Origin of the sequence: Gallintestinimicrobium sp. (genome assembly GCF_046968865.1) — a bacterium.
Classification (GTDB): domain Bacteria; phylum Bacillota; class Clostridia; order Lachnospirales; family Lachnospiraceae; genus Gallintestinimicrobium; species Gallintestinimicrobium propionicum.
Map to the genome: position 1 here is coordinate 46,669 of NZ_JBKVPW010000009.1, position 15,211 is coordinate 61,879.

At 49.3% G+C, this 15,211-nt stretch carries 15 protein-coding genes, 1 tRNA gene and 1 other RNA gene; 15 read left to right on the forward strand and 2 right to left on the reverse strand.

Annotation, left to right across the window (positions count from 1 at the left end; genetic code table 11):
- Positions 1 to 23 precede the first annotated feature (23 nt).
- The 7 genes from ACLTOQ_RS09250 (at position 24) to tnpA (ending at position 3,624) form a co-directional block, all read left to right on the forward strand.
- Positions 24 to 608: an N-acetyltransferase gene (locus ACLTOQ_RS09250; RefSeq protein ID WP_412319309.1), complete on the forward strand. Its 585-nt coding sequence runs from the start codon at positions 24 to 26 to the stop codon at positions 606 to 608.
- Between the two features lie 44 nt (positions 609 to 652).
- Entirely contained in the window at positions 653 to 1,132 is a 480-nt protein-coding gene (locus ACLTOQ_RS09255) for an S-ribosylhomocysteine lyase (RefSeq protein ID WP_021914717.1), read from the forward strand.
- A gap of 20 nt (positions 1,133 to 1,152) precedes the next feature.
- Positions 1,153 to 1,854: a 5'-methylthioadenosine/adenosylhomocysteine nucleosidase gene (locus ACLTOQ_RS09260; protein WP_308729165.1), complete on the forward strand. Its 702-nt coding sequence runs from the start codon at positions 1,153 to 1,155 to the stop codon at positions 1,852 to 1,854.
- Positions 1,855 to 2,009: 155 nt separating this feature from the next.
- A tRNA-Leu gene (locus ACLTOQ_RS09265) sits at positions 2,010 to 2,093 on the forward strand.
- 93 nt (positions 2,094 to 2,186) lie between these two features.
- Positions 2,187 to 2,852 (forward strand): histidine phosphatase family protein, encoded by a 666-nt coding sequence (locus tag ACLTOQ_RS09270; protein ID WP_412319310.1) that lies wholly within the window; start codon positions 2,187 to 2,189, stop codon positions 2,850 to 2,852.
- Between the two features lie 31 nt (positions 2,853 to 2,883).
- Positions 2,884 to 3,150 carry a hypothetical protein gene (locus ACLTOQ_RS09275; RefSeq protein ID WP_412319311.1) on the forward strand — a complete coding sequence of 89 codons (267 nt, stop codon included), beginning with the start codon at positions 2,884 to 2,886 and terminating at the stop codon, positions 3,148 to 3,150.
- A gap of 18 nt (positions 3,151 to 3,168) precedes the next feature.
- Positions 3,169 to 3,624, forward strand: coding sequence for an IS200/IS605 family transposase (gene tnpA, locus ACLTOQ_RS09280; protein ID WP_337622377.1), 456 nt, complete (start codon positions 3,169 to 3,171; stop codon positions 3,622 to 3,624).
- Positions 3,625 to 3,805: 181 nt separating this feature from the next.
- Here the strand turns inward: tnpA and ACLTOQ_RS09285 are convergent, their stop codons facing one another.
- Together ACLTOQ_RS09285 and ACLTOQ_RS09290 are read right to left on the reverse strand one after the other, a co-directional pair.
- Positions 3,806 to 4,510, reverse strand: coding sequence for a DUF6320 domain-containing protein (locus ACLTOQ_RS09285; RefSeq protein ID WP_021914122.1), 705 nt, complete (start codon positions 4,508 to 4,510; stop codon positions 3,806 to 3,808).
- Positions 4,511 to 4,560: 50 nt separating this feature from the next.
- Positions 4,561 to 5,856, reverse strand: coding sequence for an alcohol acetyltransferase (locus ACLTOQ_RS09290; RefSeq protein WP_308728123.1), 1,296 nt, complete (start codon positions 5,854 to 5,856; stop codon positions 4,561 to 4,563).
- A 399-nt stretch (positions 5,857 to 6,255) separates the two neighbouring features.
- Between ACLTOQ_RS09290 and ACLTOQ_RS09295 the strand changes: the two genes are divergently transcribed.
- From ACLTOQ_RS09295 to ACLTOQ_RS09330, 8 genes are all read left to right on the forward strand, one after another.
- Positions 6,256 to 7,152 carry an alpha/beta hydrolase gene (locus ACLTOQ_RS09295; protein WP_412270047.1) on the forward strand — a complete coding sequence of 299 codons (897 nt, stop codon included), beginning with the start codon at positions 6,256 to 6,258 and terminating at the stop codon, positions 7,150 to 7,152.
- 77 nt (positions 7,153 to 7,229) lie between these two features.
- Positions 7,230 to 9,002, forward strand: coding sequence for a DNA primase (gene dnaG, locus ACLTOQ_RS09300; RefSeq protein ID WP_412319312.1), 1,773 nt, complete (start codon positions 7,230 to 7,232; stop codon positions 9,000 to 9,002).
- 49 nt (positions 9,003 to 9,051) lie between these two features.
- Positions 9,052 to 10,164: an RNA polymerase sigma factor RpoD gene (gene rpoD, locus ACLTOQ_RS09305; RefSeq protein WP_117959666.1), complete on the forward strand. Its 1,113-nt coding sequence runs from the start codon at positions 9,052 to 9,054 to the stop codon at positions 10,162 to 10,164.
- Between the two features lies 1 nt (position 10,165).
- Entirely contained in the window at positions 10,166 to 11,014 is an 849-nt protein-coding gene (locus tag ACLTOQ_RS09310; protein ID WP_412319313.1) for a class I SAM-dependent methyltransferase, read from the forward strand.
- A gap of 55 nt (positions 11,015 to 11,069) precedes the next feature.
- On the forward strand, positions 11,070 to 12,692 hold the full coding sequence (locus tag ACLTOQ_RS09315) for a nucleoside kinase (protein WP_412319314.1): 1,623 nt from the start codon (positions 11,070 to 11,072) through the stop codon (positions 12,690 to 12,692).
- Between the two features lie 107 nt (positions 12,693 to 12,799).
- Positions 12,800 to 13,159, forward strand: an RNA gene (gene rnpB, locus ACLTOQ_RS09320) — RNase P RNA component class A.
- Positions 13,160 to 13,478: 319 nt separating this feature from the next.
- Positions 13,479 to 13,991: a hypothetical protein gene (locus ACLTOQ_RS09325; protein ID WP_021916100.1), complete on the forward strand. Its 513-nt coding sequence runs from the start codon at positions 13,479 to 13,481 to the stop codon at positions 13,989 to 13,991.
- A gap of 62 nt (positions 13,992 to 14,053) precedes the next feature.
- Positions 14,054 to 15,070, forward strand: coding sequence for a DNA/RNA non-specific endonuclease (locus tag ACLTOQ_RS09330; RefSeq protein ID WP_337597581.1), 1,017 nt, complete (start codon positions 14,054 to 14,056; stop codon positions 15,068 to 15,070).
- Positions 15,071 to 15,211 lie beyond the last annotated feature (141 nt).

Consider the following 15,211-nt stretch of genomic DNA (forward strand, 5'->3'; position numbering starts at 1 on the left):
AATCGGAAGGATGAAAAAAAAGCGTGCAGAAAGTCGGAATGGAACAGCTGCGAAGCTGTCATGGGCAGGGAACCAGTGCAGAAGAGCTGCAGGATAGTCAGATATCGGAAGTAGTGATCAAAAAGGCGCAGGCAGGCGACTTGCCGCGGATTCTGGAAATCTATGCTTACGCGCGGGAATTTATGAAGCGAACGGGAAATCCGAATCAGTGGAAAGAGAACGCGCCGCAAAAAGAGGTGCTGGAAGCGGATATCCGGGCAGGACAGCTATATGTCGTCCGACAGAAAAATCGAATGACTGGCGTATTCGCCCTTGTGATGGGAAAAGATCCGACCTATGCGCAAATTGAGCAGGGCGCTTGGATTTCAGAGAGTGAATATGGAACACTGCATCGGGTTGCAGGCGACGGAACGGTGCATGGTCTGTTTCGGAGAATCGTCCTTTTTTCAGAAGAAAAAATTGGACATCTGCGGATTGATACACACGCGGACAATCACATTATGCAGCATCTGATCCTGAAAAACGGGTTCGAACAGTGCGGAATCATCCATATCGCGGACGGTTCGGAACGGATTGCCTATGAAAAGGTGGTTTCGGTTGCATCTTAAAAAACGATATTGTATAATTCATCAGGAAAGGATGGGTAAGACAGATGGAAAAAATAGCAAGCTTTACCGTTGATCATATTAAATTACAGCCTGGAATTTATGTTTCCAGAAAAGATACCGTAGGACAGGAAGTGATCACGACCTTCGATCTGCGGATGACAAGTCCGAACGAGGAGCCTGTCATGAATACAGCGGAAATGCACACGATCGAGCATCTTGGCGCGACCTTTTTAAGAAATCATCCGGTGTATAAGGATAAGACGATCTATTTTGGACCGATGGGCTGCAGAACCGGCTTTTATATGCTGTTGGCAGGTGATTATACATCGAAGGATGTCGTAGGGCTGGTAACCGAGCTGTTTGAGTTCGTACGCGACTTTAAAGGAGAAGTCCCCGGGGCTGCTGCAAAAGACTGCGGAAACTATCTGGATATGAACCTGCCGATGGCAAATTATCTTGGAAAGAGATATCTGGAGCAGGTTTTATACAATATTAAAGAAGACCGTCTGGTTTATCCGGAGTAAGATAAGAAAGGAAAAAGAAAATGGCAAAAATTGGTATTATCGGCGCCATGGAGCTGGAAGTTGATGCGTTAAAGGCAGCCATGGAGGTAAAAAACACCGTAACAAGAGCAGGAATGGAGTTTAAAGAGGGAACTTTAAACGGCGCTGACGTCGTTGTTGTGCGCTCCGGAATCGGAAAGGTAAATGCTGCGCTCTGTGTACAGATTCTGGTGGATTTATTTCAGATCACCCATGTGATTAACACCGGTGTGGCAGGTTCCCTGAATGCAGATCTGGATATTGGGGATATCCTGATTTCCAAAGATGCGATTCATCATGATGTGGATGCTACCGTATTCGGGTATCCTCTGGGAGAGCTTCCGCAGATGGGAATCCGGGAATTTATCGCAGATGAAAAGCTGGTAAATCTGGCAGTGGAATCCTGTAAAAAAGTCAATCCCGACCTGACAGTCCGCACCGGACGCGTTGTGAGCGGCGATCAGTTTATTTCCTCTGATGATGTGAAAAAACGCCTGATCGAAGTGTTCCACGGCGATTGCGCGGAAATGGAAGGCGCGTCTATCGCACATGGCGCATACTTAAATAAAATTCCGTTTATCGTAATCCGGGCGATTTCCGATAAGGCAGATGGCTCTGCAGAAATGGATTACACGGCCTTCGAACATGAGGCGGCAAAGCATTCTGCGCGTCTGGTAGAAGATCTGGTACAGAAGATTCAGTAAGGGTTACAGTCCGTCCGCGCCAGTTGCAAAGAAGCAGCCACGAGAGAACTGTAAAAAAATAAAAAAAAGACTTGCGCTGCTGTCAAAGTTGTGATAATATATCCTTTGTCAGCAGCGAACAACACTGATACAGTGCTGAACACTGAAAGACAAATGCAGGAATGGCGGAATTGGCAGACGCGTACGGTTCAGGTCCGTATGGTAGCAATACCATGAGAGTTCAAGTCTCTTTTCCTGCAGGAACAAAAAGCGCTTCGAGAAATCGAAGCGCTTTTTCTGTCAGGATGCGCAACAGTGCAGATAAGCCGTATAGGCAGAGAGGATTACAGCACATGGTTTTATATTTTATCAGACATGGTGAGACGTCATGGAACGTAGAAGGGAAAATGCAGGGACAGACCGATATTCCATTAAATGAAAATGGAATCCGGCTGGCAGAAGAAACAGCGGAAGGAATGAAAGAGATTCCCTTTGATTTATGTATCACGAGTCCGCTTTCACGGGCGAGACAGACGGCAGAGATCGTGCTTGGCGGCAGAAAGGTTCCGATAATTGAGGATGCCAGAATTGAAGAATTGTCTTTTGGAAACTGGGAAGGAATCGGATGCCGTCCGGAAAATTATGCGGTTCCGACGCCGATTGAGGAATTTCAGAAGTTTTATACCGAGCCGTTTGCGTTTGTGCCGGGAGAAGGCGGGGAGACGATTCTGCAGCTCTGTATGCGTACAAAAGAGTTCTGGGATGAAGTAACGGCAAAGCCGGAATATGAAGATAAAACGATTCTGATTGCAACGCACGGCTGTGCGCTGAGAGCAATTCTGCACAATATTTATGAAGATAAAGCGGATTTCTGGCATGGATTTGTACCGGTCAACTGCGCGGTCAGTGTCGTAGAGGTCAAAGACGGAAATGCAAAACTGGTCGGGGATGACAGAATTTATTATAATGCAAAGGAAGTTGTGAATCACTTCAATGTGAAAAAGATGTTCGAAGAATAAAAATCAGACAGAAATATGAAAAAAGCCTGAGATGATGGAAAAAGTCTCAGGCTTTATTATCGTATGGAAACTTCGTTTCCATACGATAATAAACGCTCCGCGCCGAGTGCGCGAGAATGTGCCAAGGCACATTCTTTTTTATTATGGGATTTATCCTGTTGAGGGTATTGGAGTTTTTCGTGTTCCGAAAAATGGAGATGCCCGAAACAAAAAACCACCTGCTTTGCGGGTGGAGACAAAGCGTTGTACAAAAAAATCACCTTTCCGTTACAATAGAGTTGTTCAGGCACTATTGTAAGAAAGGAAAGGTGATTTTATGGCGAATAAGAATTATGATTTAGCTCACACAAAATGGATGTGTAAGTATCACATCGTATTCACTCCAAAGTATAGACGAAAAGTTATTTATAATCAATTAAAAGTTGATATAAGAGATATTTTGAAACAGTTATGTTCATACAAAGGAGTAGAAATCATCGAAGGGCATTTAATGCCAGATCACATTCATATGCTGGTAAGCATTCCGCCGAAGATGAGTGTGTCAAGTTTTATGGGATATTTGAAGGGCAAGTCCGCACTTATGATATTCGATAGACATGCAAATCTAAAGTACAAGTTTGGAAATCGACATTTTTGGTCAGAAGGATATTATGTCAGCACAGTAGGGTTAAATGAAGCGACGATCAAAAAGTATATCCAAGATCAGGAAAAGAACGATATCATGCAAGATAAATTAGGTGTAAAAGAATATGAAAACCCTTTTAAGGGTTAAGTCGAAGTAGTACAAACGCCCCTTCAAGGGGCATAAGCAACGCGTCAAGTGCAATAGTGACTTGAACGAAGAGAAAGTCTGGGCGCCTTGAGACGCTGTCCGGTGTCAAGGGGTTATACCCAGCGAGCCGAGCCACCCCTTGAAGGGGTGGCGGCGACTATACAGAAAAGAAGAAATAGACTTAAAAATGCATGCGCCTTCGTACTGCGTTCCTGAGCCTTGCACGGGAGAGAATCGTGATCAGCGAGATTACAATAACGCCACAGACGGAGCATACGACCGCCGACCAGGTCAGTCGCAGCGGAAGTAAAAGGTATCGGCGGATGAGCAGCTCGATACCGGCGCACAGCAGAGCGGCTTCCGCGAAAAAATAAAGCGCTTTCATCAAAAAGGCAGAAGAAATTTTGCGCAGACAGAAAGCAAAGAGGATCGTGGCCAGCGTGCAGAGCGCGGTGATCGGCAGGGACAGTCCGAAGAACCAGCTGTGATCCGTGGTATTAAAGCCGATCAGAAACTGATATAACATTACGGCAAGACCATCGAAGAGCAGGGAAAGGTAGATAGGAAGCTTGGTATATATCACTGCAGGGATTGACATTACCCAGATCAGGACACAGGCTCCAATTACGTAAAGCGACCAAAGATGCTGCCTGAATACCAGCAGATTTAACAAAAGACTGCACAGACCGGCCGCAGTGAGAGAGACGGAAAGCAAAATGGCGAGGTCTTTTCGGCGTACAACCTCAACCTGTCCCTTTTCTTTCGGAAACGGGGAGACAGGCTGCATTTTGGAAAGATCATGTGGATTGATAACAGGGGTATTGCAGAGCGGACAGTATTTTAAGGACGGGTCCAGCTTTACCCCACAGTTGACACAGTATGACATATGATTTCACTCCTTTTTGATTCATGACAATAAAATGGGCGCGCGTTCTATTACAGTTCCCGGTTACTTTCGATCGTGACGGGGATGCCGTCCTCGACGAGCTTTTGAAAAAATCGCCGTTCCACATCCGCTTCGATGATACAGCTGGCAAAATTGACGGTCAGCGTGTCCTCAAAGCTGACAATGGCGCAGTTGGTGCGCTGGGAATATGGGATTCCCATATAAATATCGAAGCGCTCCAGATAGGGCTTCATATCGTCCGGAACGCGGATTGCACCCATGTTGGTTAGGCCGGCAGAGGAATTTTTGTCCTGTACCCGCTGGTAAAACTGCCGGACGACAAAATCCTTTAAAAACAGCGGGACAATACGGATCAGGGGATTACGCTGTGTGGAGGCATTCGTTGTGATGTCGCCGCGCAGGAACTTGCTGTTGATATAGTAGCGCATATAGTGGTGCACCTGAGTGACAATTTCTTCAAAGGTGTAGTCACCAAGTCTTGGATCGATAGACGGATAAACCATCGTGATAAAGTTGCGCAGAGTTTTGGATGGAAAAAAACGGCGCAGGTTGACGGGCATGGCGATCCGCACAGGGCGCAGACGCAGATGAAAATCGTGCTCCTGCTTTTGCAAAAGAGAATATAAAAGCACGGCGTTTAGGTATTCCGTAATCGAAGCCTGATATTGTTTGGCAACCTTCTGGACAGCGCTGACGCTCATGATGCCGTCAATCACGTTGAGGGTATAGAAAGGTTCTTTCGTGCCGCGCACACGGTAAGTTTTTTCGGCGGGTCTGGGCGGGCAGACGCGGGCGTTTGCATAGCGCATATAGGCGTCTTCAAATTCTTCCGGATCCGGTGTTTCGTTGACATCTAAAACGAAGCCGCCGTTGGAAATTTCGTGTCCCAGGAGCCGCAGATAAACGGCAGTAACTGTCTGGAGCAGATACATGCCGCCGGTACCGTCCCCGAGGCTGTGATGGGCTTCCAGGGAAATCCGCCGGTCATACCAGTAAAAACGTACAAGATAGCGGTTGTTGGATTTAAACGGCATCGGCATGCAGAAATTGCGGATATCGGGTTTTACAAACGGACCGGGACGGGTATTCGGCTCGAGATAGCGCCAGAAAAATCCTTTCCGCATTGCGGAATGATAGGTAGGAAAGCGTTTCATGGCAATATCGACAGCCTGCTGCAAAATATCCGGCTGCACCGGGTCTTTTAACAGGACGGAAAGCCTGTACACGGAGGAAAAGTCCCGGCGCTGCAACGTCGGATATACAATCGCGGACAGATCCAGCCGATACCAGGTTTTCGGAGCATGTTTTGAGTTTGATTTTGACATATCGGGTTCATCCTTTCGCTGCTGTTGGCATGAGTTCGTCAACACACAGCATATTGCAGTTCACCGCGCCATTTGCAAAAACGCTGCTTTCCGCTGCTTCGCAGCTCATTTTTGCGCATGGAGTGGTGCTCCCTTCGTGCATTTCTGGAAGCAGATTTTTGTGCGAGCACAAATCTGCTTCCAGAAACGCATGAGTGAACTGTAAGAACAGTATACACCAGCACGGGCAAAAGGAACAGGAAAAAGTTAAATCTTGTAAGAATAGAGGAAAATATGCTATAATTAAAATGATATCTTCTTTTTTGTGAGGAAGAAATAGAAGCTGTAAAAAAGAACGGAAATGGCGGAAAAACCTATTTTTACAAAGCATGCCGCGGCTGCGGCAGATACGGAGGAGATATGGCGGTAAGCAGCAGGCAGAACCAGAATATGATGAATCTGATCCGGAAGGTGCACGGGCTGGTGGAGCGCCCGGATCTGACGAAACACAGGCAGTCCCAGGACAGAATCGGCGCGATCCTCGGTACGGAAAAGGGAATTGCCTATGAAGAGACAGAGGTAGACGGCATGAGCTGCGAATGGGTGAAGGTGGAACGCGCGCATCTAAAGCGATATGTGATTTTGTATTGTCATGGCGGTGGCTATTCAACCGGCAGTACGGTATATGCCAGGACGCTGACGACAAAGCTGGCAGAATCCACAGGGATGGATGTGTTTTGCTTTAATTACCGGCTCGCGCCGGAATGTAAATTCCCGGCGGCTGCGGAAGATGCCATGAAGGCCTGGAACTATCTGATGTATTTGGGATACGGCGCGCGGGACGTGATTGTGGCGGGAGATTCCGCAGGCGGAAATCTTGCGTTGTCGCTGACGCTGAAATTAAAAGACGAAGGAAGAATGCTGCCAAGAGGACTTGCACTGATGTCTCCGTGGACAGACCTGACCAAATCAGGGAAAAGTTATCAGACAAGAAGCAGCGTAGATCCGGTTCTGGATCAGGAATACCTGGATCGGATGATCCAAAATTATGCGGGCGGAATGGAGTTGACGAATCCGTATATTTCGCCGCTGTTTGGAAAGCTGGAAGGGCTGCCGCCTGTATACATTCAGGTCGGGGATAACGAGCTTTTGCTTTCGGATTCGACGCAGCTGCACAAAAATCTCGTCAAGGCAGATGTTTCTGCCCGAATCGACATTTATAAGGGCATGTGGCATGTGTTCCAGATGTCGCCCCTCAAGAACGCCTATGACGCGATGAACAAAATTGCCGAATTTATTTTCGATATTTGCCGATAAAAAAAGGAAATCCGAAATTTTTACAGAATAAATAAAAAGTAGGACTGCAAAAGAGCAGAACCAAAGGAGCAAAAAGCATGTATTATCCGGAAGAGCTGATCGAAGAGGTCAGAACCAGAAACGATATAGTAGAGGTGATCTCCGGTTATGTGCGGCTGCAGAAAAAAGGAAGCAACTATTTCGGGCTGTGTCCGTTCCATAACGAAAAGTCGCCTTCCTTTTCCGTATCCCCCGGAAAGCAGATGTATTATTGCTTCGGCTGCGGTGCGGGCGGCAATGTGATCACCTTTTTGATGGAGTACGAAAACCAGACGTTCCCGGAAGCGGTCAGGACGCTGGCGCAGCGTGCCGGAATCGCCCTGCCGGAGGCAGACGACTCCAAAGAAGCGAGGCAGGCGGACAGCCGCCGCGCAAAGCTTTTGGAAATCAATAAGGAAGCGGCGAAATATTTCTATTACCAGCTGCGCACCGAACGGGGCAGTGTCGGGATGGAATATCTGCGCAAAAGAGAATTAAGCGACGAGACGATGAATCATTTCGGGCTGGGTTATGCGAACAAATACAGCAACGACCTGATTCAGTATCTGAAATCAAAAGGCTATTCCGAAGACCTGATCCGGGATGCAGGACTTTGCAACGTGGATGAAAAACATGGTATGTATGACAAGTTCTGGAACCGCGTCATGTTTCCGATCCAGGATATCAACCACCGCGTCATCGGGTTTGGCGGACGCGTGATGGGCGATGGGAAGCCCAAGTACTTAAACTCACCGGAAACAGAGATTTTTGATAAGAGCCGGAACCTGTACGGGTTAAATTTTGCCCGGACGAGCCGGAAAGGAAATGTGATTCTCTGTGAAGGATATATGGACGTTATCGCGATGCACCAGGCGGGCTTTACCCAGGCGGTTGCGTCACTGGGAACTGCGTTTACATCGGGGCAGGCGAGTCTGCTTCGGCGTTACGCAAATGAAATCCTGCTGTCCTATGACAGCGACGGCGCAGGCGTCAACGCGGCACTTCGGGCGATCGGAATTTTGAAGGAAGCGGGAATGACCGGACGGGTCATCAACCTGGAGCCTTACAAGGACCCGGATGAATTCATTAAGGCGCTGGGCGGAGAAGAGTTCCAGAAACGGCTGGATCATGCGGAGAACAGCTTTTTCTTTGAGCTGCGCCAGCTGCAGAAAAATTATGATTTATCAGACCCGGAACAGAAAACTGCATTTCATCGGGAAATCGCCAGAAAGCTCTGCACTTTTTCGGAAGAGGTGGAGCGGGAAAATTACATCGAAGCGGTGGCGCAGAAGTACCACATCAGCTTTGAAAACCTCCGCAGGCTGGTGGGAACCTATGCCGCCCAGACCGGGCTTGCACAGCCTGTGATCCGCCCCAAATCCGGTGTTCAGAAAAAGAACACAGCGGCGGAGGGTATCAAAAACAGCCAGAAATTATTATTGACCTGGCTGGTCGAACAGCCGCAGCTTTATCACCAGATTTCAAAATATATTTCTCCGAAGGATTTTACGGAAGGCTTATATGAAAAGGTGGCGGACAGGCTGTTTGAGGAGCTGGAGCAGGGCAACATCAATCCGGCTTCCATTATCAGCATGTTTGAGGAGGAAGAGGATCAGCGCGAGGCGGCTTCTTTGTTCCATACGAAGCTGGAGCGTCTGGAAAGCACCGCAGAACAGGAAAAGGCGCTGCACGACATCGTCTGTGCGGTCAAGCGAAACAGTTATGAAAGAGACAGCGCGCAGCTCGGGACGGACGTAGCTGCACTAAACCGCGTGATCGCGGGCAAAAAACAGCTGGAAGAGCTTGCAAAAACGCATATTTCCCTCGAATAAGGCAACAACAGGTAATACAGATACAGGAAGGATGTAGACAGACATGACAATGGATGAAAACACACGGGCAAAGTATGAGGAGAAAATAAAAACGCTTCTCGCTATGGCAAAAAAGAAAAAGAATGTGCTGGAATACCAGGAGATCAGCGACCATTTCGCAGATTTACATCTGGAAGAAGAACAGATGGATGAGATTCTGGATGCGCTGGAAAAGAGCGGTATCGACGTGCTGCGCATTACCGATGATGATGATATCCCGGATGAAGAACTGCTTTTGTCGGATGAAGACGAAGTGGACATGGAAAACCTTGATTTAAGTATTCCGGACGGCATCAGCATAGAGGATCCGGTGCGCATGTACTTAAAGGAAATCGGTAAGGTCCCGCTTCTGTCTGCAGAAGAGGAAATCGAGCTTGCAAAAAGAATGGAAAACGGCGATCAGGAAGCCAAAAAGCGTCTGGCGGAGGCCAACCTGCGTCTGGTTGTCAGCATTGCAAAGCGTTATGTGGGACGTGGTATGCTGTTCCTGGATCTGATTCAGGAAGGCAACCTGGGTCTGATCAAAGCGGTTGAAAAGTTCGATTACCGCAAGGGCTACAAGTTTTCTACCTACGCGACCTGGTGGATTCGTCAGGCGATTACGAGAGCGATTGCGGATCAGGCGAGAACGATCCGTATCCCTGTCCATATGGTAGAGACCATCAACAAGCTGATCCGCGTGAGCCGTCAGCTGCTTCAGGAGTTAGGCCGCGAACCTACTCCGGAAGAAATTTCCGAGGAGATGGGCATGCCGGTGGATCGTGTCAGAGAGATCTTAAAGATTTCTCAGGAGCCGGTATCTCTGGAAACTCCCATCGGCGAAGAGGAAGACAGCCATCTGGGCGACTTCATTCAGGACGACAACGTTCCGGTACCGGCGGAAGCGGCATCCTTTACGCTGCTTCGGGAACAGCTCGTTGAGGTTCTGGGCACGCTGACAGAGAGGGAGCAGAAGGTTCTGCGCCTGCGGTTTGGTCTGGATGATGGTCGTGCGAGAACACTGGAAGAGGTTGGCAAGGAATTTAACGTTACCAGAGAGCGTATCCGTCAGATTGAGGCAAAAGCGCTCAGAAAGCTGCGCCATCCCAGCCGCAGCCGCAAGTTAAAGGATTATCTGGACTAAGATGAAAATAGAATTATCGGAAAGAATGCAGGCGGTTTCGGCACTCGTCCCGAAAGGCCATGTCGCTGCGGACATCGGCTGCGACCACGGGTTTGTTTCGATTGATCTGGTGCAGCGTAGCATTTGTCCGCACGTCTATGCGGCGGACGTCCGCAAGGGACCGCTGGATCGCGCAAAAGAGCATATCGCATCCTATGGCTTGAAGGATAAGATTACGGCGGTGCTGTCGGACGGATTGAAAGATGTGCCGGTTTGTGGCAGCGGCGCGGACGGCTTTATCGCTGCCGGGATGGGCGGCAAGCTGATCGTTTCGATTCTGACGGCGGTACCGAAAAAAACGGCGCAGCTTTCCTGGTGTGTCCTTTCCCCTCAGTCGGAAATCTGGCTGGTGCGGCAGGCATTGACAGAGCTCGATTTTTTTATTATCGAAGAAAACATGGTGCTGGAAGATGGAAAGTATTACCCAATGATGCTGGCAGTCCGGGCAGGCGCAGACTGGGACGTCGAAGTGGAAAATGCGCAGCGCAAAAAACATCAACTGGCGGAAAAGCTTCTGCAGTCGGGGCTGACCGATGAGACGTGCCGATTTGCCGGAGACTGGCTTGGCTGGCAGCTGATGGACAGCCGCAGTGAGGTATTGTTTTCCTTCCTGGAACATACAATCAAAACAGACGAAGCGCTGCTTTTGGCGATGCCGAAGCCGGATGGTGATCGGGCGGCAGACTGCAGCGATCAGCGGATGCCTGGCGACGACGCTGCAGAGCGTATTTTAAAGCGCCGAACGGAGCTGGAGGCGCGCATACAGCTTTCTGAAAAAGTGCTGGAAGTTTTGAAAATGGAAAAGCAATAGAGCGCACGCTCCGGGAGCAGTTTCCGTTGGCGAAAACGGAAAGGAGATCGTACAGATGCAGGAAAAAAAGGTGACATATCAGGAACTTGCCGGACAGGCACAGAAAACAGAAAAGCATCAGATTGTACTTGCAATTGCAGACGGCAAAATCCGGGAGTTGTTCCAGACAGCGAAAGAGGGCGAGGAGATTTCCTTTTTGACGACGGCTGACCGGATCGGTCATGATACCTGGGTGCGCAGCGCAGTCATGCTTTTGATGAAAGCGGCATCCGATGTGGCAGGCAGCCTACAGAAGGGAAAGCTGAAAGTAGAATTTTCCATTGGAAGAGGGCTGTATTGCTCTCCACGGGATGGACGGAAGGTGGACAGTACGTTCATCGATCAAGTGCGGGAGCGGATGAGAGAGCTGGCGGCGCAAAAAATTCCGTTTGTAAAAATGACGAAAACGACGGACGATGCGATCGCTTTGTTTGAATCACAGGGAATGACGGATAAGGTGCAGCTGTTCCGTTACCGGAGAGCTTCTTGTATCAATGTGTATGAGCTGGACGGTTATTATGATTATAATTATGGCTACATGGTGCCGGATACGGGCTATATCGACTGTTTTGACCTGTTCCCTTACCAGGACGGACTGATGCTTCTGCTTCCGGAACGGCGCGATCCGGAGCAGCTGCCTGTTTTTGAAGAGCGAAAAAAGCTTTTTAAAGCGCTGGAGGATTCGACGCGCTGGGGCGAGAAGCTCGGCATTACGACGGTTGGAGATTTGAATGACAAGATCTGCGGCGGCGATCTGGCAGAGCTGATTCTGGTACAGGAGGCGATGCAGGAGAGCCGAATTGGACGGATTGCAGAGGACATCGCAGGACGCAAGGGTGTCAAATTCGTCATGATTGCGGGACCTTCTTCTTCCGGGAAAACGACATTTTCTCATCGACTTTCCATTCAGCTAAAGACGTTTGGACTGACGCCGCATCCGATCGAGGTGGACAATTATTTTGTCAACAGAGAAAAAACGCCGCGGGACGCGGACGGCAATTACAACTTCGAGAGCCTGGACGCGATCGATACAGAGCGGTTCAACAGAGATATGTGCGAGCTGCTGGAAGGAAAGCGTATCGAGCTGCCGACGTTTAATTTCAAGACCGGCAAACGGGAATATAAGGGAAACTTTTTACAGCTCGGGGCAGACGATATTTTAGTGATTGAGGGCATTCACGGCTTAAACGATAAGATGTCTTACGCGCTGCCAAACGAGAGCAAATACAAAATTTACATCAGCGCGCTGACGAGCCTGAACGTGGATGAGCATAATCGGATTTCCACGGCAGACGGAAGACTGCTGCGTCGGCTGGTGCGGGATGCCCGGACGAGAGGAACGAGCGCAGGACAGACAATTGCCCAGTGGCCGTCTGTGCGGCGCGGCGAGGAAGAGAATATTTTTCCCTTCCAGGAAAGTGCGGATGCGACGTTTAATTCTGCGTTAATTTACGAGCTCTGCGTCTTAAAAACCTATGCGGAACCGCTGCTTTACGGTATTCAGAAGGGCGATCCGGAATATTTTGAGGCAAAGCGGCTGCTCAAGTTCCTGGACTATTTCCTGGGCGTCAGCAGCGAGAATTTGCCGAAAAATTCGATTGTGCGGGAGTTTGTCGGAGGCAGCTGCTTCCGCGTCTGAAAATGGGACAAGCGTGCGGAAACGCATGAAAGCTGTGGCTGACATTGAAGCTACAGACAGAATTTCTCCTTGCCAAGCAGGGAAAATGCTGTTAAAATGGCACATGGCAAGTAAGATAAATGGTCGCGGCTGTCAGCCGTAAGGCACCCGAAAGGGGACAGGTGAGGAAAGTCCGGGCTTCACAGGGCAGGATGCCGGATAACGTCCGGTGGAGGTGACTCCAAGGATAGTGCAACAGAAATGAACCGCCAGGCTTTGCCTGGTAAGGGTGGAAGGGCAGTGTAAGAGACTACCGCCCGTCCGGTAACGGACGGGGCATATGTAAACCCCATCCGAAGCAAGACCGAATAGAAAGCAACAGATTTGCCCGATCTGCTTTCAGGTAGGTCGCTTGAGCCTGCCGGCGACGGCAGGACTAGATAGATGACCATTCACGACATAACCCGGCTTATCGTTTTGCTTGCCGGCAAAAGCACTGCGCAGGAGTTTTCCTGGGCAGTGTTTTTCTTATCGTATAGGAAACTTCGTTTCCATACGATAAGAAAAGCTCCGCGGGGATGCGCACTCGGCGCAAGGGTAGATGGTTGCCGAAGCAACCGCGCCTCGGCGCGAGAATGTGCCACGGCACATTCTTTTTTCGAAGGGCAAAAACGCTTTCTGCCCGAAGGGGCATTTGGAAGAAATCAGTATGGATTGGAAAAATACAGGGAATTTTCTGACTGAGAATGAAAAGGACAGGGTAAGACAGAGGGATTGCAGGTTAAGAGACAGAAGGGAGGAAGAAGGATGACAGGAATTGTATGTCTGGATCAGGAGGACGGTTTGCTGTTTAACGGCAGAAGACAGAGCCGTGATCGCGTGGTGACAGAGAAAATCCTTTCGATGACGGAAGGAAAGCCCCTTTGGATGAGCGCTTACAGCAGGCGTATTTTCCCGGAGGATGCGCCAGTCTGCGTGGCAGAGGATCTTGTGGGAAAGCTGACAGAGCCTGCAAGGAAAGATGCGGAACAGGTGGAGTCTGCGCAGGAGGAGCTGGAACGGGAGGAAGCTGCACAGAAGGAGCCTTGGCAGCAGCCGGGCGAAGCGGCCTTTTGCCTGATCGAAGAAGCAGTTAATTTGGAAAACGAAATGATCGATGAATGGATCGTTTTTCGATGGAAACGCGTTTATCCGGCGGACGTTTTTTTGAAATTTCCGGCGGATGACTGGGAGAAGGAGCTGATCGAAACCTTTGCAGGCTATTCGCATGAGGAGATCGATCTGGAACGTTATCGGAAAAAAGACAGGGCGAAATTTTAACAGGAAACAGATGAACCTGCGGACAGGACAGAAAATTTCAGGCAAGAGCAGGAAGAGAGATTATGAAAAAAGAGAAATGGAGCAAACGGCATTCCAGCGGTTTTCGAAAATGGCTCATAACAGTGTTGCTGGCGATATCCGTGCTGATGACCGGCTACAGCGTTCTGAAAGAGACTGGGGACGTGCTGCTGGATCAGGCGAAGGCATGGATGGAGGAAGGAATCGATGGGGCGCGGGACGAGGCAGGAGATGACGGTGATGTAGCGTCAGATAAGAAATGCGGCGGCACATCCGCTGCAGAAACGCCAGAGGACGGCTTCTGGGGCACTGAAATCCCCGTCTATCAGGGAAAGGCCTGGATCGAATTAAACAACAACGTTCCGCTTTTTACGAAAAAGGACTACTCGACGAAATCCTTTGAAACCTACGGCGAGCTGGACAGCCTTGGCAGATGTACGACTGCTTATGCAAACGTCGGGCAGGATTTGATGCCGACCAAAGAGCGGGAGAGCATCAGCCAGGTGAAGCCGACCGGCTGGCAGAAGTCGGAATATGACGGAATCGATGGAAAATATCTATATAATCGTTGTCATCTGATCGGTTATCAGCTGACGGCGGAAAATGCAAACGAGAAAAATCTGATTACCGGGACACGTTATTTGAATGTCACCGGGATGCTGCCGTTTGAAAATATGGTGGCGGATTATGTAAATGAAACAAAGGGACATGTCCTGTACCGGGTAACGCCGGTGTTTTATCAGGATGAGCTGGTTGCGCGCGGCGTCAAAATGGAGGGCTGGTCGGTAGAGGATAACGGGGAAGGCGTATGCTTCAACGTGTTTGTATACAATGTACAGCCCGGAATTTCCATCTGTTACGCGGACGGTACGAGCAGCAGGATTGCGCAGGAAGAGACGGCAGATCCTTCGGCGCAGAAAATTTATGGGAACAGGCGCTCGAAAATTTACCATTGTCCCGGACAGGCGGCGTATGAGGAGATGAAGGATTCCCCGAACCTCGTGATTTTCGACAGCGAGGAGCAGGCACAGGCAGCGGGCTACCGGAAAGCGGTACGCTAAACACAGAATACAAAGCAATATGAGGAAAAAAGATTCCTGTACAGGTGCGTCGAATTGGGCGAATCGTACAGGATTTCTTTTTGTAGTTGTAAAAATTGTCAAAATAGTGTTACAATAAGGATATATGTATCAGAAATGCGC

Coding starts and splice junctions, on each gene's coding strand:
- ACLTOQ_RS09255 (WP_021914717.1), top strand. CDS start 653: ATGGAAAAAATAGCAAGCTTTACCGTTGATCATATTAAATTACAGCCT.
- ACLTOQ_RS09315 (WP_412319314.1), top strand. CDS start 11,070: ATGCAGGAAAAAAAGGTGACATATCAGGAACTTGCCGGACAGGCACAG.
- dnaG (WP_412319312.1), top strand. CDS start 7,230: ATGTATTATCCGGAAGAGCTGATCGAAGAGGTCAGAACCAGAAACGAT.
- ACLTOQ_RS09270 (WP_412319310.1), top strand. CDS start 2,187: ATGGTTTTATATTTTATCAGACATGGTGAGACGTCATGGAACGTAGAA.
- ACLTOQ_RS09295 (WP_412270047.1), top strand. CDS start 6,256: ATGGCGGTAAGCAGCAGGCAGAACCAGAATATGATGAATCTGATCCGG.
- rpoD (WP_117959666.1), top strand. CDS start 9,052: ATGGATGAAAACACACGGGCAAAGTATGAGGAGAAAATAAAAACGCTT.
- ACLTOQ_RS09290 (WP_308728123.1), bottom strand. CDS start 5,856: ATGTCAAAATCAAACTCAAAACATGCTCCGAAAACCTGGTATCGGCTG.
- tnpA (WP_337622377.1), top strand. CDS start 3,169: ATGGCGAATAAGAATTATGATTTAGCTCACACAAAATGGATGTGTAAG.
- ACLTOQ_RS09285 (WP_021914122.1), bottom strand. CDS start 4,510: ATGTCATACTGTGTCAACTGTGGGGTAAAGCTGGACCCGTCCTTAAAA.
- ACLTOQ_RS09260 (WP_308729165.1), top strand. CDS start 1,153: ATGGCAAAAATTGGTATTATCGGCGCCATGGAGCTGGAAGTTGATGCG.
- ACLTOQ_RS09330 (WP_337597581.1), top strand. CDS start 14,054: ATGAAAAAAGAGAAATGGAGCAAACGGCATTCCAGCGGTTTTCGAAAA.
- ACLTOQ_RS09325 (WP_021916100.1), top strand. CDS start 13,479: ATGACAGGAATTGTATGTCTGGATCAGGAGGACGGTTTGCTGTTTAAC.
- ACLTOQ_RS09310 (WP_412319313.1), top strand. CDS start 10,166: ATGAAAATAGAATTATCGGAAAGAATGCAGGCGGTTTCGGCACTCGTC.
- ACLTOQ_RS09275 (WP_412319311.1), top strand. CDS start 2,884: ATGATGGAAAAAGTCTCAGGCTTTATTATCGTATGGAAACTTCGTTTC.